General features: G+C 58.3%; 17 protein-coding genes and 1 tRNA gene. 14 read left to right on the top strand and 4 right to left on the bottom strand.

The genetic code is table 11. The features are described from left to right. Window positions 1–48 precede the first annotated feature (48 nt). The 8 genes from EJA70_RS09935 (at window position 49) to EJA70_RS09900 (ending at window position 6,773) form a co-directional block, all read left to right on the top strand. On the top strand, window positions 49–579 hold the full coding sequence (locus EJA70_RS09935) for a hypothetical protein (RefSeq protein ID WP_158830632.1): 531 nt from the start codon (window positions 49–51) through the stop codon (window positions 577–579). 71 nt (window positions 580–650) lie between these two features. Continuing rightward, window positions 651–842, top strand: coding sequence for a PLDc N-terminal domain-containing protein (locus EJA70_RS09930; protein ID WP_007914053.1), 192 nt, complete (start codon window positions 651–653; stop codon window positions 840–842). Window positions 843–1,049: 207 nt separating this feature from the next. Continuing rightward, window positions 1,050–1,925, top strand: coding sequence for a polyamine aminopropyltransferase (speE, locus tag EJA70_RS09925; RefSeq protein WP_008080944.1), 876 nt, complete (start codon window positions 1,050–1,052; stop codon window positions 1,923–1,925). 344 nt (window positions 1,926–2,269) lie between these two features. Continuing rightward, the gene (locus EJA70_RS09920) at window positions 2,270–2,503 is read left to right on the top strand and encodes a hypothetical protein (RefSeq protein WP_008080946.1); all 234 of its coding nucleotides are present in this window, start codon (window positions 2,270–2,272) and stop codon (window positions 2,501–2,503) included. Window positions 2,504–2,711: 208 nt separating this feature from the next. Then, window positions 2,712–3,059, top strand: coding sequence for a ribonuclease E inhibitor RraB (locus EJA70_RS09915; protein WP_008080948.1), 348 nt, complete (start codon window positions 2,712–2,714; stop codon window positions 3,057–3,059). Window positions 3,060–3,600: 541 nt separating this feature from the next. After that, a complete protein-coding gene (locus tag EJA70_RS09910; RefSeq protein WP_064118652.1) occupies window positions 3,601–5,010 on the top strand; it encodes a circularly permuted type 2 ATP-grasp protein in 1,410 nt (469 codons plus the stop codon). A gap of 12 nt (window positions 5,011–5,022) precedes the next feature. Further along, a complete protein-coding gene (locus EJA70_RS09905) occupies window positions 5,023–5,973 on the top strand; it encodes an alpha-E domain-containing protein (protein ID WP_129391327.1) in 951 nt (316 codons plus the stop codon). Continuing rightward, entirely contained in the window at window positions 5,970–6,773 is an 804-nt protein-coding gene (locus tag EJA70_RS09900) for a transglutaminase family protein (protein ID WP_158830631.1), read from the top strand. The genes EJA70_RS09905 and EJA70_RS09900 overlap by 4 nt, the downstream gene beginning before the upstream one ends. 129 nt (window positions 6,774–6,902) lie before the next feature. Here EJA70_RS09900 and EJA70_RS09895 read toward each other — a convergent pair whose 3' ends face one another. After that, window positions 6,903–7,724: a cytochrome c gene (locus EJA70_RS09895; protein WP_158830653.1), complete on the bottom strand. Its 822-nt coding sequence runs from the start codon at window positions 7,722–7,724 to the stop codon at window positions 6,903–6,905. Window positions 7,725–8,308: 584 nt separating this feature from the next. Here EJA70_RS09895 and EJA70_RS09890 point away from each other — a divergent pair. From EJA70_RS09890 to EJA70_RS09880, 3 genes are all read left to right on the top strand, one after another. Next, the gene (locus EJA70_RS09890; protein ID WP_158830630.1) at window positions 8,309–9,514 is read left to right on the top strand and encodes an acetyl-CoA C-acetyltransferase; all 1,206 of its coding nucleotides are present in this window, start codon (window positions 8,309–8,311) and stop codon (window positions 9,512–9,514) included. A gap of 24 nt (window positions 9,515–9,538) precedes the next feature. Continuing rightward, window positions 9,539–11,683, top strand: coding sequence for a 3-hydroxyacyl-CoA dehydrogenase NAD-binding domain-containing protein (locus EJA70_RS09885; RefSeq protein ID WP_158830629.1), 2,145 nt, complete (start codon window positions 9,539–9,541; stop codon window positions 11,681–11,683). A 91-nt stretch (window positions 11,684–11,774) separates the two neighbouring features. After that, the gene (locus EJA70_RS09880; protein ID WP_008080960.1) at window positions 11,775–12,497 is read left to right on the top strand and encodes an amidotransferase; all 723 of its coding nucleotides are present in this window, start codon (window positions 11,775–11,777) and stop codon (window positions 12,495–12,497) included. Window positions 12,498–12,578: 81 nt separating this feature from the next. Here EJA70_RS09880 and EJA70_RS09875 read toward each other — a convergent pair whose 3' ends face one another. From EJA70_RS09875 to EJA70_RS09865, 3 genes are all read right to left on the bottom strand, one after another. Next, entirely contained in the window at window positions 12,579–13,550 is a 972-nt protein-coding gene (locus EJA70_RS09875; RefSeq protein ID WP_158830628.1) for a magnesium and cobalt transport protein CorA, read from the bottom strand. Window positions 13,551–13,684: 134 nt separating this feature from the next. Beyond that, a complete protein-coding gene (locus tag EJA70_RS09870) occupies window positions 13,685–14,407 on the bottom strand; it encodes a 1-acyl-sn-glycerol-3-phosphate acyltransferase (protein ID WP_158830627.1) in 723 nt (240 codons plus the stop codon). 216 nt (window positions 14,408–14,623) lie between these two features. Further along, window positions 14,624–15,313 carry a crotonase/enoyl-CoA hydratase family protein gene (locus EJA70_RS09865; protein WP_008080965.1) on the bottom strand — a complete coding sequence of 230 codons (690 nt, stop codon included), beginning with the start codon at window positions 15,311–15,313 and terminating at the stop codon, window positions 14,624–14,626. Window positions 15,314–15,609: 296 nt separating this feature from the next. On the opposite strand from EJA70_RS09865, the gene EJA70_RS09860 reads away from it, so the two are divergent. The 3 genes from EJA70_RS09860 to EJA70_RS09850 all read left to right on the top strand — a co-directional run bounded on the left by EJA70_RS09860 (window position 15,610) and on the right by EJA70_RS09850 (window position 16,714). Next, window positions 15,610–15,699 (top strand) — tRNA-Ser (locus EJA70_RS09860). Window positions 15,700–15,903: 204 nt separating this feature from the next. Then, window positions 15,904–16,122 (top strand): hypothetical protein, encoded by a 219-nt coding sequence (locus tag EJA70_RS09855; RefSeq protein WP_158830626.1) that lies wholly within the window; start codon window positions 15,904–15,906, stop codon window positions 16,120–16,122. A gap of 352 nt (window positions 16,123–16,474) precedes the next feature. Then, entirely contained in the window at window positions 16,475–16,714 is a 240-nt protein-coding gene (locus EJA70_RS09850; RefSeq protein WP_158830625.1) for a helix-turn-helix domain-containing protein, read from the top strand. Window positions 16,715–17,099: the final 385 nt, after the last annotated feature.

Genomic DNA, 17,099 nt, shown 5'->3' with positions numbered 1-17,099 from the left:
CGCTATCCTCCGCGCCCTCAAATTTCACCTTCCACAGGATCCGCCCTCATGAAAGCCGCACTCGTCGAACTCATCAGCAAAATCAGCTCCGGCTGCATGGCCGAGGACGAGATCCTGAACGTCGCCGACGAAGCCGCACAGGCCTACGCCGATGCCGGTGCTTTTCTGACAACCAATCCCGACATCAACTACGACGACACCTTCCCGATCCCGTTGGGCGAGTGGGTGGTGGTCGGCAGCCTGCCGGAAACCGTGCTGTTCCAGGCCGACACCTACGTTGACCTGTTTGCGCAGATCGTCGCCTCGTTCGGCCCGGGCGTCGACTTCAACCTCAAGCCCAAGCAACTGGCGAAAACCGAAGCCCTGACCGCACTCAACCGCATACAGGTGCAGATGAGCAGCATGAACAAGGAAAACGGCGGTTACACGCTGATGAACTTCAGCCAGCTGCTCGACGATGAGCTGCAAATGGTGCTGGTCTTCGGCAACGACTTGCCGCGGGTGCTGGAACTGTGCGCCGAAGTCGGCATCAGCGCTGCGCCGTCGCTGGAAGCACTGAAAGTCGCCGTTCACGTCTGAGTGCAATAAAAGGGAACCCTGCGCGCGACCGTCTATCCTAAAAGTGCATGCCACTATTCTGGAGCGACACCATGGGTTCCACGTTCAACGGTCTGATTGGCCTGATCATCCTCGCCCTCGACATCTGGGCCATCATCAACGTACTGAAAAGCGGCGCGACCACCGGGATGAAGATCGTCTGGGTGCTGCTGATCATCCTCCTGCCAGTGCTGGGCCTGATTATCTGGGCAATCGCCGGACCGCGCGGCAACGTCCGGATCTGACCGCACCCATGTAGGAGCTGCCGCAGGCTGCGATCTTTTGATGTTGATTGTAAAAAAACAAGATCAAAAGATCGCAGCCTGCGGCAGCTCCTACAGGGATTATGGTTGTGAGGTTCGACCTGTCATCTTCGGCAACGTAGAATGCGCGCCTTTCCCGGGCAATCGTCCCCACGATTGACGCCCGCGCATTCATCGGAGCACTTGACCATGACCGTCACCAAAACCAGCGAGTACCTGGAAACCCTCTACGAAGGCTACGGCCAGCGTTTTCGCATGGAAAAACTGCTGCACGAAGTGCGCACCGAACACCAGCACCTGGTGATCTTCCAGAACCCGCGCATGGGCCGTGTGATGGCGCTGGACGGCGTGATCCAGACCACCGAAGCCGACGAATTCATCTACCACGAAATGCTCACCCACGTGCCGATCCTTGCCCACGGCAGCGCCAAGCGCGTGCTGATCATCGGCGGCGGTGACGGCGGCATGCTGCGCGAAGTGACCAAGCATGCCGGTGTCGAGCACATCACCATGGTCGAGATCGACGGCACCGTCGTCGACATGTGCAAAGAATTCCTGCCGAACCACTCCAGCGGTGCTTACGACGATCCACGGCTGAACCTGGTGATCGACGACGGCATGCGTTTCGTCGCCACCACCACGGAAAAATTCGACGTGATCATCTCCGACTCCACCGACCCGATCGGCCCGGGCGAAGTTCTGTTCTCGGAGAACTTCTATCAGGCCTGCCACCGCTGCCTGAACGAAGGCGGCATCCTCGTGACCCAGAACGGCACGCCGTTCATGCAGATCGACGAAGTGAAAACCACCGCCGGTCGCCTGAAAAGCCTGTTCCCGGACTGGCACTTCTACCAAGCGGCGGTGCCGACCTACATCGGTGGTTCGATGACATTTGCGTGGGGTTCGACCAACCCGGCCTACCGCAAGCTCAGCCGTGAAACCCTGCAACAGCGCTTCATCGGCAGCGGCATCGTCACGCGCTACTACAACCCGGAAATCCACATCGGCGCGTTCGCCTTGCCGCAGTACGTGCTGCAAGCGATCAACAAGCCAAGCAACGACTGATCCCACTATTTTTCATTTGTGTATGGATCCCCTGTGGTGAGGGGATTTATCCCCGACCGGCTGCGCAGCAGTCGTAAACCCGGCAAACGCGGTCTGCCTGATGAACCGCGTTGGCTGGTTTTGGGGACGCTTCGCATCCCATCGGGGATAAATCCCCTCGCCACAGATAAATCCCTCACCACAGGTAAATCCCCTCACCACAATGGTTGCGTGCAAAATTCGCGGCGCATCTCCACGATGTCGTTTTTTTCATGTTCGTGCGTTGTAATCCTTTTGAACCAACTTTCGGCGCACCAGTCGATTTAGGTGTAAGCCCATTTGCGGGTTTGATCGAGGAGGCACCGATGCAAAAGTGGAAAGTCACTTTCGTGGACGATCATGGTGAAATTGTCGATGAGGTGTTTGAGCGCGCGGAATGCCCCAGTGACGATGAGGCCGCTCAACTGATCAAGGCGAAGCTTCTGCCCGTGGCCGCCGCACTGGATCTGAACGATCTGGAAGGGCGCACCCCCGACGCCGGGGCGAAAAGCCTGAAAACCCAGAACAGCATTGAAATCCGCAGCATCACTCCCGTCTGACATTCTTCCTGTCACCTTGACACCAGGCCTTGGCAGCAGCTCTGACTTGGGGCTACTCTGCAAGCGAGATCAGCGAACGGATCGCTAAGGTCTGGTCTTGTCAGCTACATGCTTGTTCCCGCGTGCAACCACGTTGCCGTCGTACTTTGGCCAGAGGCCCGGGGCGGGAATACGGAAAGTCTATCCATCTATGTGAGGGGGACGATTCATGAGCACAGCCTATCAAGAAGACATCAGCAGCAATGTTCTGCGCCGCATGAAAGAAGGCGGTTTCGATTTTTCCCGATTCCATCCCATCGAGTTCTACGCCATTTTCCCGGACGAGGAGCGGGCGCGCAGGGCGGCAGGCAAATTTCGTGGTGAGTCCATCAATGCCCAGGTCAGCGTGCGCGATGACGGCGCGTGGGCGCTGGAATTGAGCAAAGTGATGTATGCGACGTATGACGATATTGGCGATTTCGAGCAGGGCTTTTCGGCGGTGGTCGAACCCTTGGGCGGGATAATCGAGGGATGGGGCGTGAAACAGGAGGTGCGTAGCCGCCACCGGTTGAATTGATTTCAGGTTATTTGATTACTAACGGCTGACCTCTGGGTTGGCCGTTGCCATTTTTGAAGATCAAAAGATCGCAGCCTTCGGCAGCTCCTACATGTGATTGTGTGGGGCTGTCGGGGGCTGCGATCTTTTGCTTTTGCTTTCAAAACATTTCCAAAAGGCAAAAAAAAGCCACCGGAGAGGGTGGCTAAAAGGGAAGACCGAGAAGGAGAGGAAACCGCTCAGGGTTACAGCGGGGCGGGCTGCGAGGGCAGTCCAGGTCAGTTGAGCTGGCGACTTCGCGGCGCTGTGGGCGGGGAAGTTTTGCAGCGAATGCGCGGATTATCCGCAAGCAGTGCCGGGCAGTGAAATCAACTCTGACTATGCTGGTGATAGGCGATGCAGTGCGTCGCAATGAAGCGGGGGCAATCGGCTTGGGGCATTTGCCGCACAGGAATGGTGCGGTGTCTGTGGCGTGAATATCCAACCGATTGAAATCAAAGCGTTTATGCCGATGGCACGGGCCTTGCGAAGGCCTGTATGTCCGGGTGACAAGGAGTACGGCATGATCCGCACCTATTTTGATGAGATGTACGATGCCGGCGGCCAGGTTCGCCCGCATTATCGGGAGTTCGCCCGCTGGCTGGCCGACACGCCTGACGAGCTGCTGGCCCAGCGGCGACGCGAGGCTGACTTGCTGTTCCATCGCGCTGGCATCACTTTCACGCTCTACGGGGACGAGCAGGGCACCGAGCGCCTGATTCCTTTCGACACCATTCCACGCAGCATTCCCGCCAGCGAATGGCGGGTCGTCGAGCGCGGCTGCATCCAGCGGGTCAAGGCGCTGAACATGTTTCTCGCCGACCTCTATCACGAGCAGCGCATCATCAAGGCCGGGATCATTCCTGCCGAACAGGTATTGGCCAACGAGCAATATCAGTTGGCGATGCAGGGCCTGGATCTGCACCGCGATATTTATTCGCACATCTCCGGTGTCGATCTGGTGCGCGACGGCGACGGCACGTATTACGTGCTCGAAGACAACCTGCGCACACCGAGCGGCGTCAGCTACATGCTCGAAGACCGCAAGATGATGATGCGCCTGTTCCCGGAGCTGTTCGCCGCCCAGCGCATTGCGCCAATCGATCACTACCCGAACCTGCTGCTCGACACCCTGAAAAGCTCCAGCCCCATCGACGACCCGAGCGTAGTGGTGCTGACGCCGGGGCGCTTCAACAGCGCGTTCTTCGAACACGCGTTTCTCGCACGGGAAATGGGCGTGGAACTGGTCGAGGGCGCGGACCTGTTCGTGCGTGACGACAAAGTCTTCATGCGCACCACCGACGGCCCGAAAGCGGTGGACGTCATCTACCGTCGTCTTGACGACGCGTTCCTCGATCCGCTGGCGTTCAACCCGGACTCAATGCTTGGCGTACCGGGGCTTTTGTCATCCTATCGCTCCGGCAACGTCGTGTTGGCCAACGCCATCGGCACCGGCGTGGCGGACGACAAATCGGTCTATCCGTTTGTCACCGACATGATCCGGTTTTACCTGGACGAAGAGCCGATCCTGAAGAACGTGCCGACCTGGCAATGTCGCAACCCCTCTGAACTTTCCCACGTGCTGGCCAATCTTCCAGATCTGGTAGTCAAGGAAACCCAGGGCTCCGGCGGTTACGGAATGCTGGTGGGGCCGGCGTCGACGAAGGCGGAAATCGATGCCTTTCGCGAGCGCATCAAAGCCAAACCCCATGCGTACATCGCGCAACCGACACTGTCGCTGTCGACCTGCCCGACCTTTGTCGAAAACGGCATCGCGCCGCGCCATATCGACTTGCGTCCGTTTGTCTTGTCGGGACGTGAAACCCGCGTGGTGCCCGGCGGTTTGACCCGCGTCGCGCTGCGCGAAGGCTCTCTGGTGGTGAATTCCTCCCAGGGCGGCGGAACCAAGGACACCTGGGTGGTCGAGGATTGAAGGAAGCTTGCCATGTTAAGTAGAACTGCCTCGGATCTGTACTGGATGTCGCGTTACCTGGAGCGAGCGGAAAACCTCGCCCGGATGCTCGACGTCAGTTATTCGCTGTCGCTGATGCCGCAGGACGGTCGCGGTGATGGCTTGCACGAACTGGCAATGCCGCTGTTGATCACCGGCACCCTTGAGGATTATCTGGAGCGTCACGGCGCATTGCATGCCGAACGCCTGCTGCACTTTTTTGCCCTCGATGCGGCCAACCCGGCGAGCATCTACAGCTGCCTCGGCGCCGCACGGGCCAGTGCCCATGCAGTGCGCGGACGTATCACGGCGGACATGTGGGAGAACATCAACTCGACGTGGCTGGAGATTCGCGGGATCGCCGAGCAGGGCTTGAGCCGTTATGGCATGAGCCGTTTCTGCGAATGGATCAAGGAGCGTTCGCACCTGTTTCGTGGCGCGTCCTACGGCACGATCATGCGTAACGATGCGTTCCGTTTCATTCGTCTCGGGACGTTTATCGAGCGCGCGGACAACACGCTGCGGCTTCTCGATGCACGCTACGAAATGGCCGGCGATCAGGCCGAAGCGGTCAGCGACGGCACGGCCCACGCGTACTACCAATGGAGTGCCTTGCTGCGTGCGCTGTCGTCGTTCGAGGCCTACACCGAAATCTACCGTGATGCGCCGGGCGCCCGGCACGTCGCCGAGTTGCTGCTGTTGCGCGCCGATGTACCGCGTTCGCTCAGGGCCTGCACCGAAGAGATTGACCAGATTCTCGCGCAACTGCCCGGTGCCAACGGGCGTCCCGCGCAACGTCTGGCGGCGGAAATGGACGCGCGCCTGCGCTATACCGGTATCAACGAAATCCTCGAGGAAGGCCTGCACGCCTGGCTGACCGAATTCATCCCGCTGGTGCGCCAGTTGGGTAACGCCATTCACAGTTCCTACCTGGAGGCTGCATGAGACTTTCCATTAGCCACGAGACCACCTATCACTACGAAGATAAGGTGCGGGCGAGCATCCAGTACCTGCGGCTGACCCCCCACGACAGCGAGCGCCAACATGTGCTGAGCTGGCAACTCGACCTGCCGCGTCCGGTGCGCGCGCAACTCGATCCGTTCGGCAACATCCTGCATGTGCTGACCATGGACGAACCGCACGAAGCGATCATCATCGGCGCGCGCGGTCAGGTTGATATCGATGAAATGCGCGAGGCTGAACACGAGAGCCAGTCGGCGCTGCCTTTCCTGCGCTTTACCCGGTTGACCGAGGCCGATGAGGCCTTGCGCGCATTCGCCGAGAAGTCCTGCAAGCGGCGGCGCGACCGCACGGCGTTGATCGATCTGATGCACGGCTTGAATCAGCACATGACCTACACGCCGGGCTCCACCGAAGTCGACACCAGCGCCGCTGAAGCCTTCGCCGGGCGTGCCGGGGTTTGTCAGGATCATACCCACGCGTTTCTCGCCTGCGCGCGCAGTCTGGGCGTGCCATCGCGTTACGTGTCGGGGTATTTGTACAGCGAGGATTGCGAGCATCTGGCCAGCCATGCCTGGGCCGAAGCGTGGCTGGATGATGCGTGGTACAGCTTTGACGTGACCAACGAACTGGCGCGGCCGGAGCGGCATTTGAAGCTGGCGGTGGGTCTGGATTACCTCGACGCCTGCCCGGTGCGCGGCATGCGCCGGGGCGGCGGCTGCGAGCAGATGCACGCGAAAGTATTCGTCTCACCCACCCCAGTCATTTCCGTGCAACAACAGTAGATCCGAGGTACCGCAATCGCTGGCAAGCCAGCTCCCACAGGATTACCGCTGATTCAAAGTCAGCGCATAACCTGTGGGAGCTGGCTTGCCAGCGATGAGGCCAGAGATAGCCACCCAAGGCTCAAGGTTTCAGGGCTTAATTTTGCGTCCGGCCATGTGCTTGAGATAACCCACCAGCAAATCCAGATCCCCGTCCGGCAACACCTCTGCCGAAAACCCCGGCATCTTCGCCTGCGGCCACTGGCGCAAACTCTGCGGATCACGAATATATCGCTTCAAGAAATCCACCCCGAAATACTCCGTCGGACTGTAAGGAATATTCAGATCCGGCCCGAACTGCGCATCCCCCGCACCGTTCAATCGGTGACACGCCAGGCAATTCTTCTGAAACAACGCAAAACCCAGATTCACCGGATCATCTTTCTTCAACGCCGGATCCGGCAGCAGAGCAGGGAAGCGCTCGGCCACCGGCGCCATGCGCTTGATGCTCGCCACTTCAAACGGCCACTGCTCGGGGCTGATGTTGCCCGCCTGCGGATTCGTCCACACCAGATAAAACGGTCCGGCGCTGTGCTTGTCTTTCGACAACGGTGGCCACGGATGCGCCGGATCTTCAATCGCCAGCCAGGCTCGGGCGCCTTCGCCATTGAGCAATGGCGCCGCCGCCAATTCCGCAGCAAAGCCGTCCAGTGCGACTGCTTGCAGATGATCCTCGGGTTTAATCCCGGTCAACAACGCAGCCACCGGCACGGCGCGATAGACCATGTCCTTCTTGTAGGACACATCGTTTTTTATGGTGATGCTTTGCACCTGAGGATGCTTGAGCAACTCCTCGGTCTGCCAGGTGCGACTGTTTTCGCCCAGTTGCAAGTGCAACTGCGCGGCAGACAAGGGCATGCTCAGCAGCAGGGCCCCGAATACGATGAGCGCTTTCAAATGATCGCCGTCCATGTCGTGTATGTGCGCAAAGGTTGGCACACCCACGCTGGCCCGGGTAGCGGGCCAGTCACATATTCAGTGGCGATAGATCTACCTGCCGCTCGATTCAGCCGATGACCTTGGTCAGATTCGGCAAAATCAACAACAGCGTCGTGGCGAAAAGAATGAGCCCTGCTTGACGAACTTTCGGTTGTTTGAACATGGCTTGACCGCCTTTATTGTTATTTCCTGATGCCTGCCTGCATATCCATGACGGCAAGCGGTGCACTTCCTGTTGAAGGACGCCGGCCTCGGCAAAACCCGACGACTCTGACGTACAAGTACTACCTTAGGGCCCGCGTCACGCTTGGCTTAGATCCATTTCATATGGAGCTTTAAGAAATTGCGATTAAAAAGGCATGAGGCGTATTGCCAGCTTCTTTGCCGCCCGCTGGCTAGACAACTCGCCGACCTGAACCGGTTCACCCGAGGCACGATGACCGTCCGTCTGAGCGTGTGCGTCAACCGCATTGAGCGCTGTGGTCATTGAATCCACGACCGCGCGGGTCAAGAGTGAAGGCACAAGCAATCACTCACCGCACAGGTTCGAGGACGTCATGACCCAAGCTTTGATTTTCGATGCGTTACGCACGCCCCGCGGCAAAGGCAAGGCAGACGGCGCCCTGCACAGCGTCAAACCGGTGAATCTGCTGGCCGGTTTGCTGACCGCGCTGCAGGAACGCACCTCACTGGACACCAGCCAGGTCGATGATGTGGTGCTCGGTTGCGTCACGCCGATTGGTGATCAGGGTTCGGACATCGCCAAGACCGCCGTGCAAGTGGCTGATTGGGACGTCAGCGTAGCGGGCGTGCAGATCAACCGCTTCTGCGCTTCGGGGCTGGAGGCGGTGAACCTCGGCGCGATGAAAGTGCGCTCCGGTTTCGAAGACCTGGTGGTGGTCGGCGGTGTCGAGTCGATGTCGCGGGTGCCAATGGGCAGCGATGGTGGTGCCTGGGCGCTGGATCCGCAGACCAACCTGCACAGTCATTTCACCCCGCAGGGCGTTGGTGCGGACTTGATTGCCACCCTCGAAGGCTTCAGCCGTCAGGACGTCGATGCCTACGCGCTGCACTCGCAGCAGAAAGCCGCACGGGCGCGGGCGGACGGCTCGTTCAACAAATCGCTGGTGCCGGTGCAGGATCAGAACGGCATCATCCTGCTCGATCACGATGAATTCATTCGCGCCGAATCGACTCTTGAGGGCTTGGGCAAGCTCAAGCCGAGTTTCGAAATGATCGGGCAGATGGGTTTCGACGCGACCGCGTTGCGGGTCTATAGCCATGTCGAACGGATCAATCATGTGCACACACCGGGCAACAGTTCCGGGATCGTCGACGGTGCCGCGTTGATGCTGATCGGCTCTGAGGCCAAGGGCCGCGCGCTGGGCTTGCAACCTCGGGCGCGAATCGTCGCCACGGCGGTCACCAGTACCGACCCGACCATCATGCTCACCGGCCCGGCGCCGGCCACCCGCAAGGCATTGGCCAAGGCCGGGCTGCGCGTGGAAGACATCGACCTGTTCGAGGTCAACGAGGCGTTTGCCTCGGTGGTGTTGAAGTTCATCAAGGACATGGCCGTCGACCCGGCCAAGGTCAATGTCAACGGCGGCTCTATCGCCATGGGCCACCCGTTGGGCGCCACCGGTTGCGCGATCCTCGGCACCCTGCTCGATGAACTGGAAGCGCGGCGCCTGCGCTATGGCCTGGCGACGCTGTGCGTCGGCGGCGGCATGGGCATTGCCACCATCATCGAACGCCTCTGAGCCCCGAATTCAAGGAACCTTGTTATGAGCGAAGCCATTCATTACGAAAAAGCTCAGGACGGCATTGTCGTGCTGACCATCGACATGCCGGGCCAGAGCGCCAACACCATGAACGCCGTGTACCGCGAGGCCATGGCCGCGTGCGTCGCCAGACTGGTGGCGGAAAAAGACAGCCTTGCCGGCGTGATCATTACCTCGGCGAAGAAAACCTTCTTTGCCGGCGGCGATCTCAACGAGCTGATCAAAGTCGGCAAGCCTGAAGCCAAAGCTTTCTACGACATGGTGCTGACCCTCAAAGGCCAATTGCGCACCCTAGAAACCCTCGGCAAACCGGTGGTCGCGGCGATTAACGGCGCGGCGTTGGGTGGAGGTTGGGAAATCTGTCTCGCCTGCCATCACCGAGTGGCGCTGGACGATCCGTCGGTTCAGCTCGGTCTGCCGGAAGTGACACTCGGCCTGCTGCCGGGCGGCGGCGGGGTGGTGCGCATGGTGCGCATGCTCGGGATCGAGAAGGCGCTGCCGTACCTGCTCGAAGGCAAGAAAGTGCGGCCGCTACAGGCGTTGCAGGCTGGTTTGATTGATGAGCTGGCGGCGGATCGCGAAGAGTTGTTGGCCAAGTCGCGCGCGTGGATCGTCGCCAATCCGACGGCGGTGCAGCGTTGGGATGTGAAGGGTTATCAGATTCCTGGCGGTACGCCGTCGAACCCGAAAGTTGCGCAAATGCTGGCGATTGCACCGTCGATTCTGCGCAGTAAAACCCAAGGGACAATGCCGGCACCGGAGAAAATCCTCTGCGCAGCGGTGGAAGGCGCTCAAGTGGATTTCGACACTGCGCACCTGATTGAAACCCGTTATTTCACCGAGTTGACCACTGGGCAGATTTCAAAAAACCTGATCGGTACGTTCTGGTTTCAGCTCAACGAAATCAATGCCGGTGGTTCGCGGCCTCAGGGTTTTGCCCCTTATAAAACAAAGAAGGTTGGCGTGCTCGGTGCCGGGATGATGGGCGCCGGGATTGCGTTTGTCAGTGCTTCGGCGGGGATCGAGGTGGTGCTCAAGGACATCAACCTCGCGGCTGCCGAGAAAGGAAAAGCGCACTCGGCGGCGTTGCTGGACAAAAAAGTCACCCGTGGCCAGATGAATGCTGCGCAGTGTGATCAAGTGCTGGCGCGGATTACACCGTCCGAAAGCGATGCCGATCTGGCCGGGTGCGATCTGATCATCGAAGCGGTGTTCGAGGACCGCGAGCTCAAGGCCGAGGTGGCTCTGGCCGCGCAGCAGGTGGTGGGCGCAGATGCGGTCATTGCTTCCAATACATCGACCTTGCCGATCACCGGACTGGCGAGCGCCGTGCCGGATCAAAGCAAATTCATCGGCCTGCATTTCTTCAGTCCGGTGGAAAAAATGCCGCTGGTGGAAATCATCAAAGGCGCGCAAACCAGCGATGAAGCCCTCGCGCGCGGTTTTGATTTCGTCCTGCAAATCAAGAAAACCCCGATCGTGGTCAACGACAGTCGCGGTTTCTTCACCTCGCGGGTTTTCGGCACCTTCACCAACGAAGGCATCGCCATGCTCGGCGAAGGCGTCAGCGCGCCGATGATCGAGACCGAAGCGCGCAAGGCCGGGATGCCGGTCGGGCCTCTGGCGATCTCCGACGAAGTTTCACTCAGCCTGATGAGCCATATCCGCAAGCAAACGGCCAAGGACCTACAGGCAGAAGGGAAAGCGCTGATTGAGCACCCGGCCTTCGCCGTGATTGACTTGCTGCTCAACGAATACAAACGTCCGGGCAAGGCTGCTGGCGGTGGTTTTTATGAATATCCGGCGGGTGGCCAGAAGTATTTGTGGCCGGAACTGAAAACGCGTTTCGAGAAGGCCGACGGGCAGATCTCGCCGAAGGACGTACGTGATCGGCTGTTGTTCGTGCAAGCCATCGAAACCGTGCGCTGCGTGGAGGAGGGCGTGCTGACTTCGACGGCGGACGCCAATATTGGCTCGATCTTCGGCATCGGCTTTGCAGCATGGACCGGCGGTGCGTTGCAGTTCATCAACCAATACGGCGTGAAGGACTTCGTCGCCCGCGCGCAGTACCTCGCCGAACAATATGGCGAGCGTTTCGCCCCGCCAGCGCTGCTGCTGGACAAAGCGGCAAAGGGTGAAATGTTCTAACGGGAGGCACACTCCGGGGCTTGCCTTGTCAGGGTGTTTCAAGGCAGGCTCTGGGGTGTTCATTATTCCCATCACGTGTCAGGTATTTTTTATGTCGCTACGCATCTGCATTCTGGAAACCGACATCCTGCGTCCGGAACTGGTCGATCAATATCAGGGTTATGGGCAGATGTTCCAGCGCCTGTTCTCGCAGCAACCGATTGCCGCCGAGTTCACCGTCTACAACGTGATGCAGGGCGAATACCCGAGCGACGACCTGACCTTTGACGCGTACCTGGTCACCGGTAGCAAGGCCGACTCGTTCGGTACCGACCCGTGGATTCAAACACTCAGGGAATACCTGCTGAACCGTTACGAGCGTGGCGACAAACTGCTGGGCGTGTGCTTCGGCCATCAATTGCTGGCGCTGCTGCTCGGTGGCAAGAGCGAGCGGGCGACGCAAGGCTGGGGCGTCGGCACCCACAACTACAAACTGGCGGCGAAGGCACCGTGGATGAGCCCGGTGCGTGAGGAGTTGACGCTGTTGATCAGCCACCAGGATCAGGTTACTGCACTGCCGGAAAACGCCACGGTGATTGCTTCCAGCGATTTCTGCCCGTTTGCCGCGTATCACATCAATGATCAGGTGCTGTGCTTCCAGGGCCATCCGGAGTTCATTCACGATTACTCGCGGGCGCTGCTCGATCTGCGTCAGGAAGCGCTGGGCTCGCAGATCTACAGCAAGGGTGTGGCCAGCCTTGAACAGGAACACCATGGCGCTACGGTTGCGGAGTGGATGATGCGCTTTGTGGCGCACAAGCCTGAGGTCGCTTAATAGCAGATCAAAAGATCGCAGCCTTCGGCAGCTCCTACACTGAAATCCCGTAGGAGCTGCCGAAGGCTGCGATCTTTTGATTTACAACCACCCAGACTTCTTGAAACTCGCCCACAAACTCACACATCCCACTGCAATAAACCCCAGCACACCGAAATAGCCGTAATGCCAGCTCAGCTCCGGCATGTTCTGGAAGTTCATCCCGTAAATCCCCGCCACCGCCGTGGGAAACGCCAGAATCGCCGCCCAGGCAGCAAACTTGCGCTGCACCACGCTCTGCCGTGACGCTTCCAGCAACACACCGATCTCGATGGTCTGACTGGCAATGTCGGCCAGTGTGCTCAGGTCTTCCATTTGCCGCGTCACGTGAATCTGCACATCGCGGAAGTACGGGCGCATGTTCTTGTCGATAAACGGAAAGCTGAGCTTCTGCAATTCCTCGCCAATCTCGACCATCGGTGCCGCGTAACGACGCAGGCGCACGACATCGCGGCGCAAGCCATGCAGCTTCTGAATATCTCGCTCGTTCAAAGCGCTGCACAGCACGTTGCGCTCCAGCTCATCAATCTCGGCATGAATCGCTTCGCCCACCGGCTGATAGTTCTCGATGACGAAATCGAGTAGCGCATAAAGGACGAAATCTTCCCCGTGCTCCAGCAGCAGCGGCCGCGCCTCACAGCGTTGACGGACATGGGCGTAGGACGCCGAGTGACCGTTGCGCGCGGTGATGATGTAGCCCTTGCCCGCGAAGATGTGCGTCTCGATGAACTGCAGAACGCCGTTCTCACGGATGGGCGAGTAGGTAACGATAAACAAAGCGTCGCCGAAGGTTTCCAGCTTCGGCCGACTGTGTTTCTCCAGGGCGTCTTCGATGGCCAGCTCGTGCAGGTTGAACTGACGTTGCAGGTTCGACAGCTCCTGCGCGCTCGGCTCTTCCAGGCCGATCCAGACGAAATGCCCGGTTTTTGCGGCCCAGGCCGCGCCTTCGTCGAGGGAAATATTGGTGACTTTCTTACCCGCGCTGTACACCGCAGCAGCAACAACTCGACCCATGGTGGTGATTCACTTCTTCTTGGCAAATGGCAGGGAATACAAGGCTTCAGCTTAGCCGTGTCGTTGCTTCAGAGTCAGTGAAATCTGCACAGTTCACCGGGCAAAAGAAAACCCGCACAGGGCGGGTTTCGTTTTCAGGCGGCTTGTAGCTGCCGATCCATCGATTCGATGCATTCGCGCATCTGCTCGCGGCACTGGTCGATCAGCATGGGCATGTCATCCATGGTCAATCCGGCTGTAGGAATCGCCGGCAGCGAGCGTATGAGAATTTTCCCGCTGCGCCAGCGATTCAGGCGCATGTGTTTGATGTAAGTGCTAACGCACACCGGCACGATCGGCACACCCGCGGCAATCGCCATCTGGAACGCGCCTTTCTTGAATGGCAGCAAGTCTTCGCCAAGGTTGCGCGTACCCTCCGGGAACACCCAAATCGAGGTGTCTTCGTTCTGCAGGGTATTGGTGGTGGTCAGCATCGACTGTCGCGCCTTGTGCGCATTGCCACGGTCGATCAACACATTGCCGGCCAGCCAGAACAACTGCCCGAACAGCGGTACCCACTTCAGGCTCTTCTTACCGATGCACACGGTGCGACGAGGTACGACGTTGCCGAACACGAACAGATCGTAGTTGGATTGGTGGTTGGCGATGATCACGCAACTGTCGGGCTTGTTCATCAAGCCGCTGACATCGGACTTGACCCGCAGGCGCAAAATGCACATCGCCGGGAGCGCGTAGAGGCGGGCGCACAGTCGGCTGTTGTCCGGATTGAAAGGGCGGCATATCCCGAGGATCACCCCAAGGATGCCCGCCAGAATAAAGTGCAGGCCCATCAATAACATACGAAACACGAACAGCATTTTCAGGCCCCACCGGGACAAAAGGTGGCGCAGTGTACGGATGTGCACTGTTTTCGGCAATTGCCGCTATAGAGTCCGGAGATAGGCGATGTTTAAGCGCATGTTTCAGAGTTGCTTGTCAGACCCGTCCTAGAGCCGCTACAGCGTTTTCAACCGAGCGTGTAAGAAAAAGCCCGACACGAGGGTCGGGCTTTTCTTCAATGCTTGAGCCAGGGCTTAACCCAGATGCTCCTGATCCTGGACGATGGCGTTATCGAGGGTTTCCAGCAGCGCCTTGCGCACCTTCAGCTTGGTATTTTTGTGCGCGAGCATGTTGATCTTCTTCAGCTGGCGCGCGGCAGCAAGGGCGGCACCTTGCAGTTCCTCGGCGGACACCACCTTGTCGAGGAACCCGGCATCCACAGCACTTTTCGGATCAAACATCTCGCCATTGATCACTGAGCGGTGGAACGCCGAACGCCGCAGACGATCACGCGCCAGCTCGATCCCGGCGTGGTGCATGGTCATGCCGATCTGCACCTCATTCAGGCCGATGCTGAACGGGCCATCGACGCCGATGCGGTAATCCGCCGACAACAGAATGAAAGCACCTTTGGCCACGGCGTGACCCGGGCAAGCAACAATCACCGGGAACGGGTGAGAGAGCAGGCGACGGGCCAGCGTCGACCCCGCAGTCACCAGCGCCACCGCTTCTTTAGGGCCGGCTGTCATCACCTTCAGATCATAGCCGCCGGACAGAATGCCTGGCTGACCGGTAATGATCACGATGGCACGATCAGTCACCGCTTGGTCCAGCGCCGCATTGAAGGCCGCAATCACGTCCGGGGAAATGGCATTGACCTTGCCATTGCTCAACGTCAGGGTCGCGATACCGTCTTCGAGGTGGTAGGAAATCAACTCACTCATGACGCTATTCCTTGTAAGAAAGATGGGCAGACGTTACCCACCGCCGCAGGTCAGGTAAAGCGCCGTGACTGACCCGCCAGTCACCGATTCGCGGCTGATCCGGCGTAGCTCGCCATTTTTCTTCTATATAGAAGGGGCACAGTCACCGGAGATTGGCCGGTTTGCCATGGGTCGTCAGCAGCGCAAACGGCTTTTTCTCTTAAGCGCATGAAAATTCTGCAAAAAAAGTTTGCCATCGGAAAAGCTTTCGACTACATTAGCGCGCCTCGACAGACAGAACATGTTTGAAGAGATACGGTGAAGTGTCCGAGTGGCTTAAGGAGCACGCCTGGAAAGTGTGTATACAGGAAACTGTATCGAGAGTTCGAATCTCTCCTTCACCGCCACATTCAGTAAACGCAAACCCCTGATTTTCCTAGAGAAAGTCGGGGGTTTGTGGTTTTTGGCGTCTGAAAAAAGGCCATATGGGACTGAGATGGGACTGGGGCACTATTTTGGTGCGAAAATGGCTGCCACCGAAAGGGTGGCTGACTTTCGCCAGCGATTCGATGAGCTAGGCTTCTGCGGACCGAACTCCAAGGAAGGCTGTTATGCCAAATAACTCAGATTCCAACATTGCCACTGCAGATGCACTCACGTTACTACTGCACAACCAGCATGCGCTTGGGGCGGCGATAGAGGAGGTCACCAAGTGGCTTTCAGAGAGCGGTGCAGAGGCCGTCGCAGAAAACGCGGTCACAGCGATGGAAACTTTGGATGCAAATGCGAAAGCGATTACAGATGCGATTATGCGACTGCGGCAGTCCTAGGTCTTTTAGCCTGCTCTCAAGGTCGGCCATCGACTGATTGGCGTCAATCGCGATAGGAAGCGCTGACCCAGAACAGGTAGTCCATCAGGCGACTTTCGGCTGAAATTAAAAAGCCCGCATGGGCGGGCTCGGGGGGGTGTCACAATAAACGACGCTGTTCCTTCAGCTGAATTCGAGTCTAGAAGAATTCTGTGAAGCCGCAAGTTGACCGATTTCTTTCGGCAAATTTCTAATATGACACCTACGACAAACCACTAGCAGCTGAGCAGCTCCTCCCCACATGGTTCGTTGTAGTATTTCATATCAAACGGAACTGAGTGAGGAGGTGCGCGTGGGTCACGGCCATCCAAATATGAGTGAATTCAAAGGGAGCACGATCGGTGCGCGCCTTCGAGAAGAAAGGATTCGGCTGAAAATGAGCCAGCAGCATTTTGGTTGCGCAGGCGGGGTGAAAACTGATGCTCAGTACAAATATGAGTGTGGGTTCCGCGTACCAAGAGCGGACTATCTCGCAAAGATTTCCACGATCGGCGCTGACATCTATTACGTCGTGACCGGCAATCATCTACCGGATAATGCCGTTACTGATTAAGCTGAAGGCATTCAGTTTCCGCTTCGCCGCGACTTGGATAGTCTTTTTTAAGCCGGCGTTTTTCATCGTTGTCATAAATATCGAAACCAGTGTGTTGAGGTTTGCAGTAGAAGCGAATGCCTTGTCGTATCGCACCCACCTCCTTTGGAATCGCAGGTATTACAACGAATCTTGGGGGCATCGAGGCGTCCTCAGTAATGGCTGTTTAAGTAATAGTAGCCATGGGCTACAACAGCAAGCTCTTGTTAGAGTATTCCGATGAGGGAGCTGGATACCGTCTGTTCTATTTATTGTCTGCTCTTGGACCATTGCGCCCGTCAACCGGTACGTTGAATTCCAGCCTATGTTCAATCGGCCCCCACACCCCGCCCAGGTGTGGGGGCCT

This window comes from Pseudomonas sp. PB103 (assembly GCF_009764635.1).
In the GTDB taxonomy this organism is placed as follows: Bacteria; Pseudomonadota; Gammaproteobacteria; order Pseudomonadales; family Pseudomonadaceae; genus Aquipseudomonas.
The sequence above is the reverse complement of the archived record's forward strand: the minus strand, read 5'-3'. Positions and strand labels throughout refer to the sequence as shown.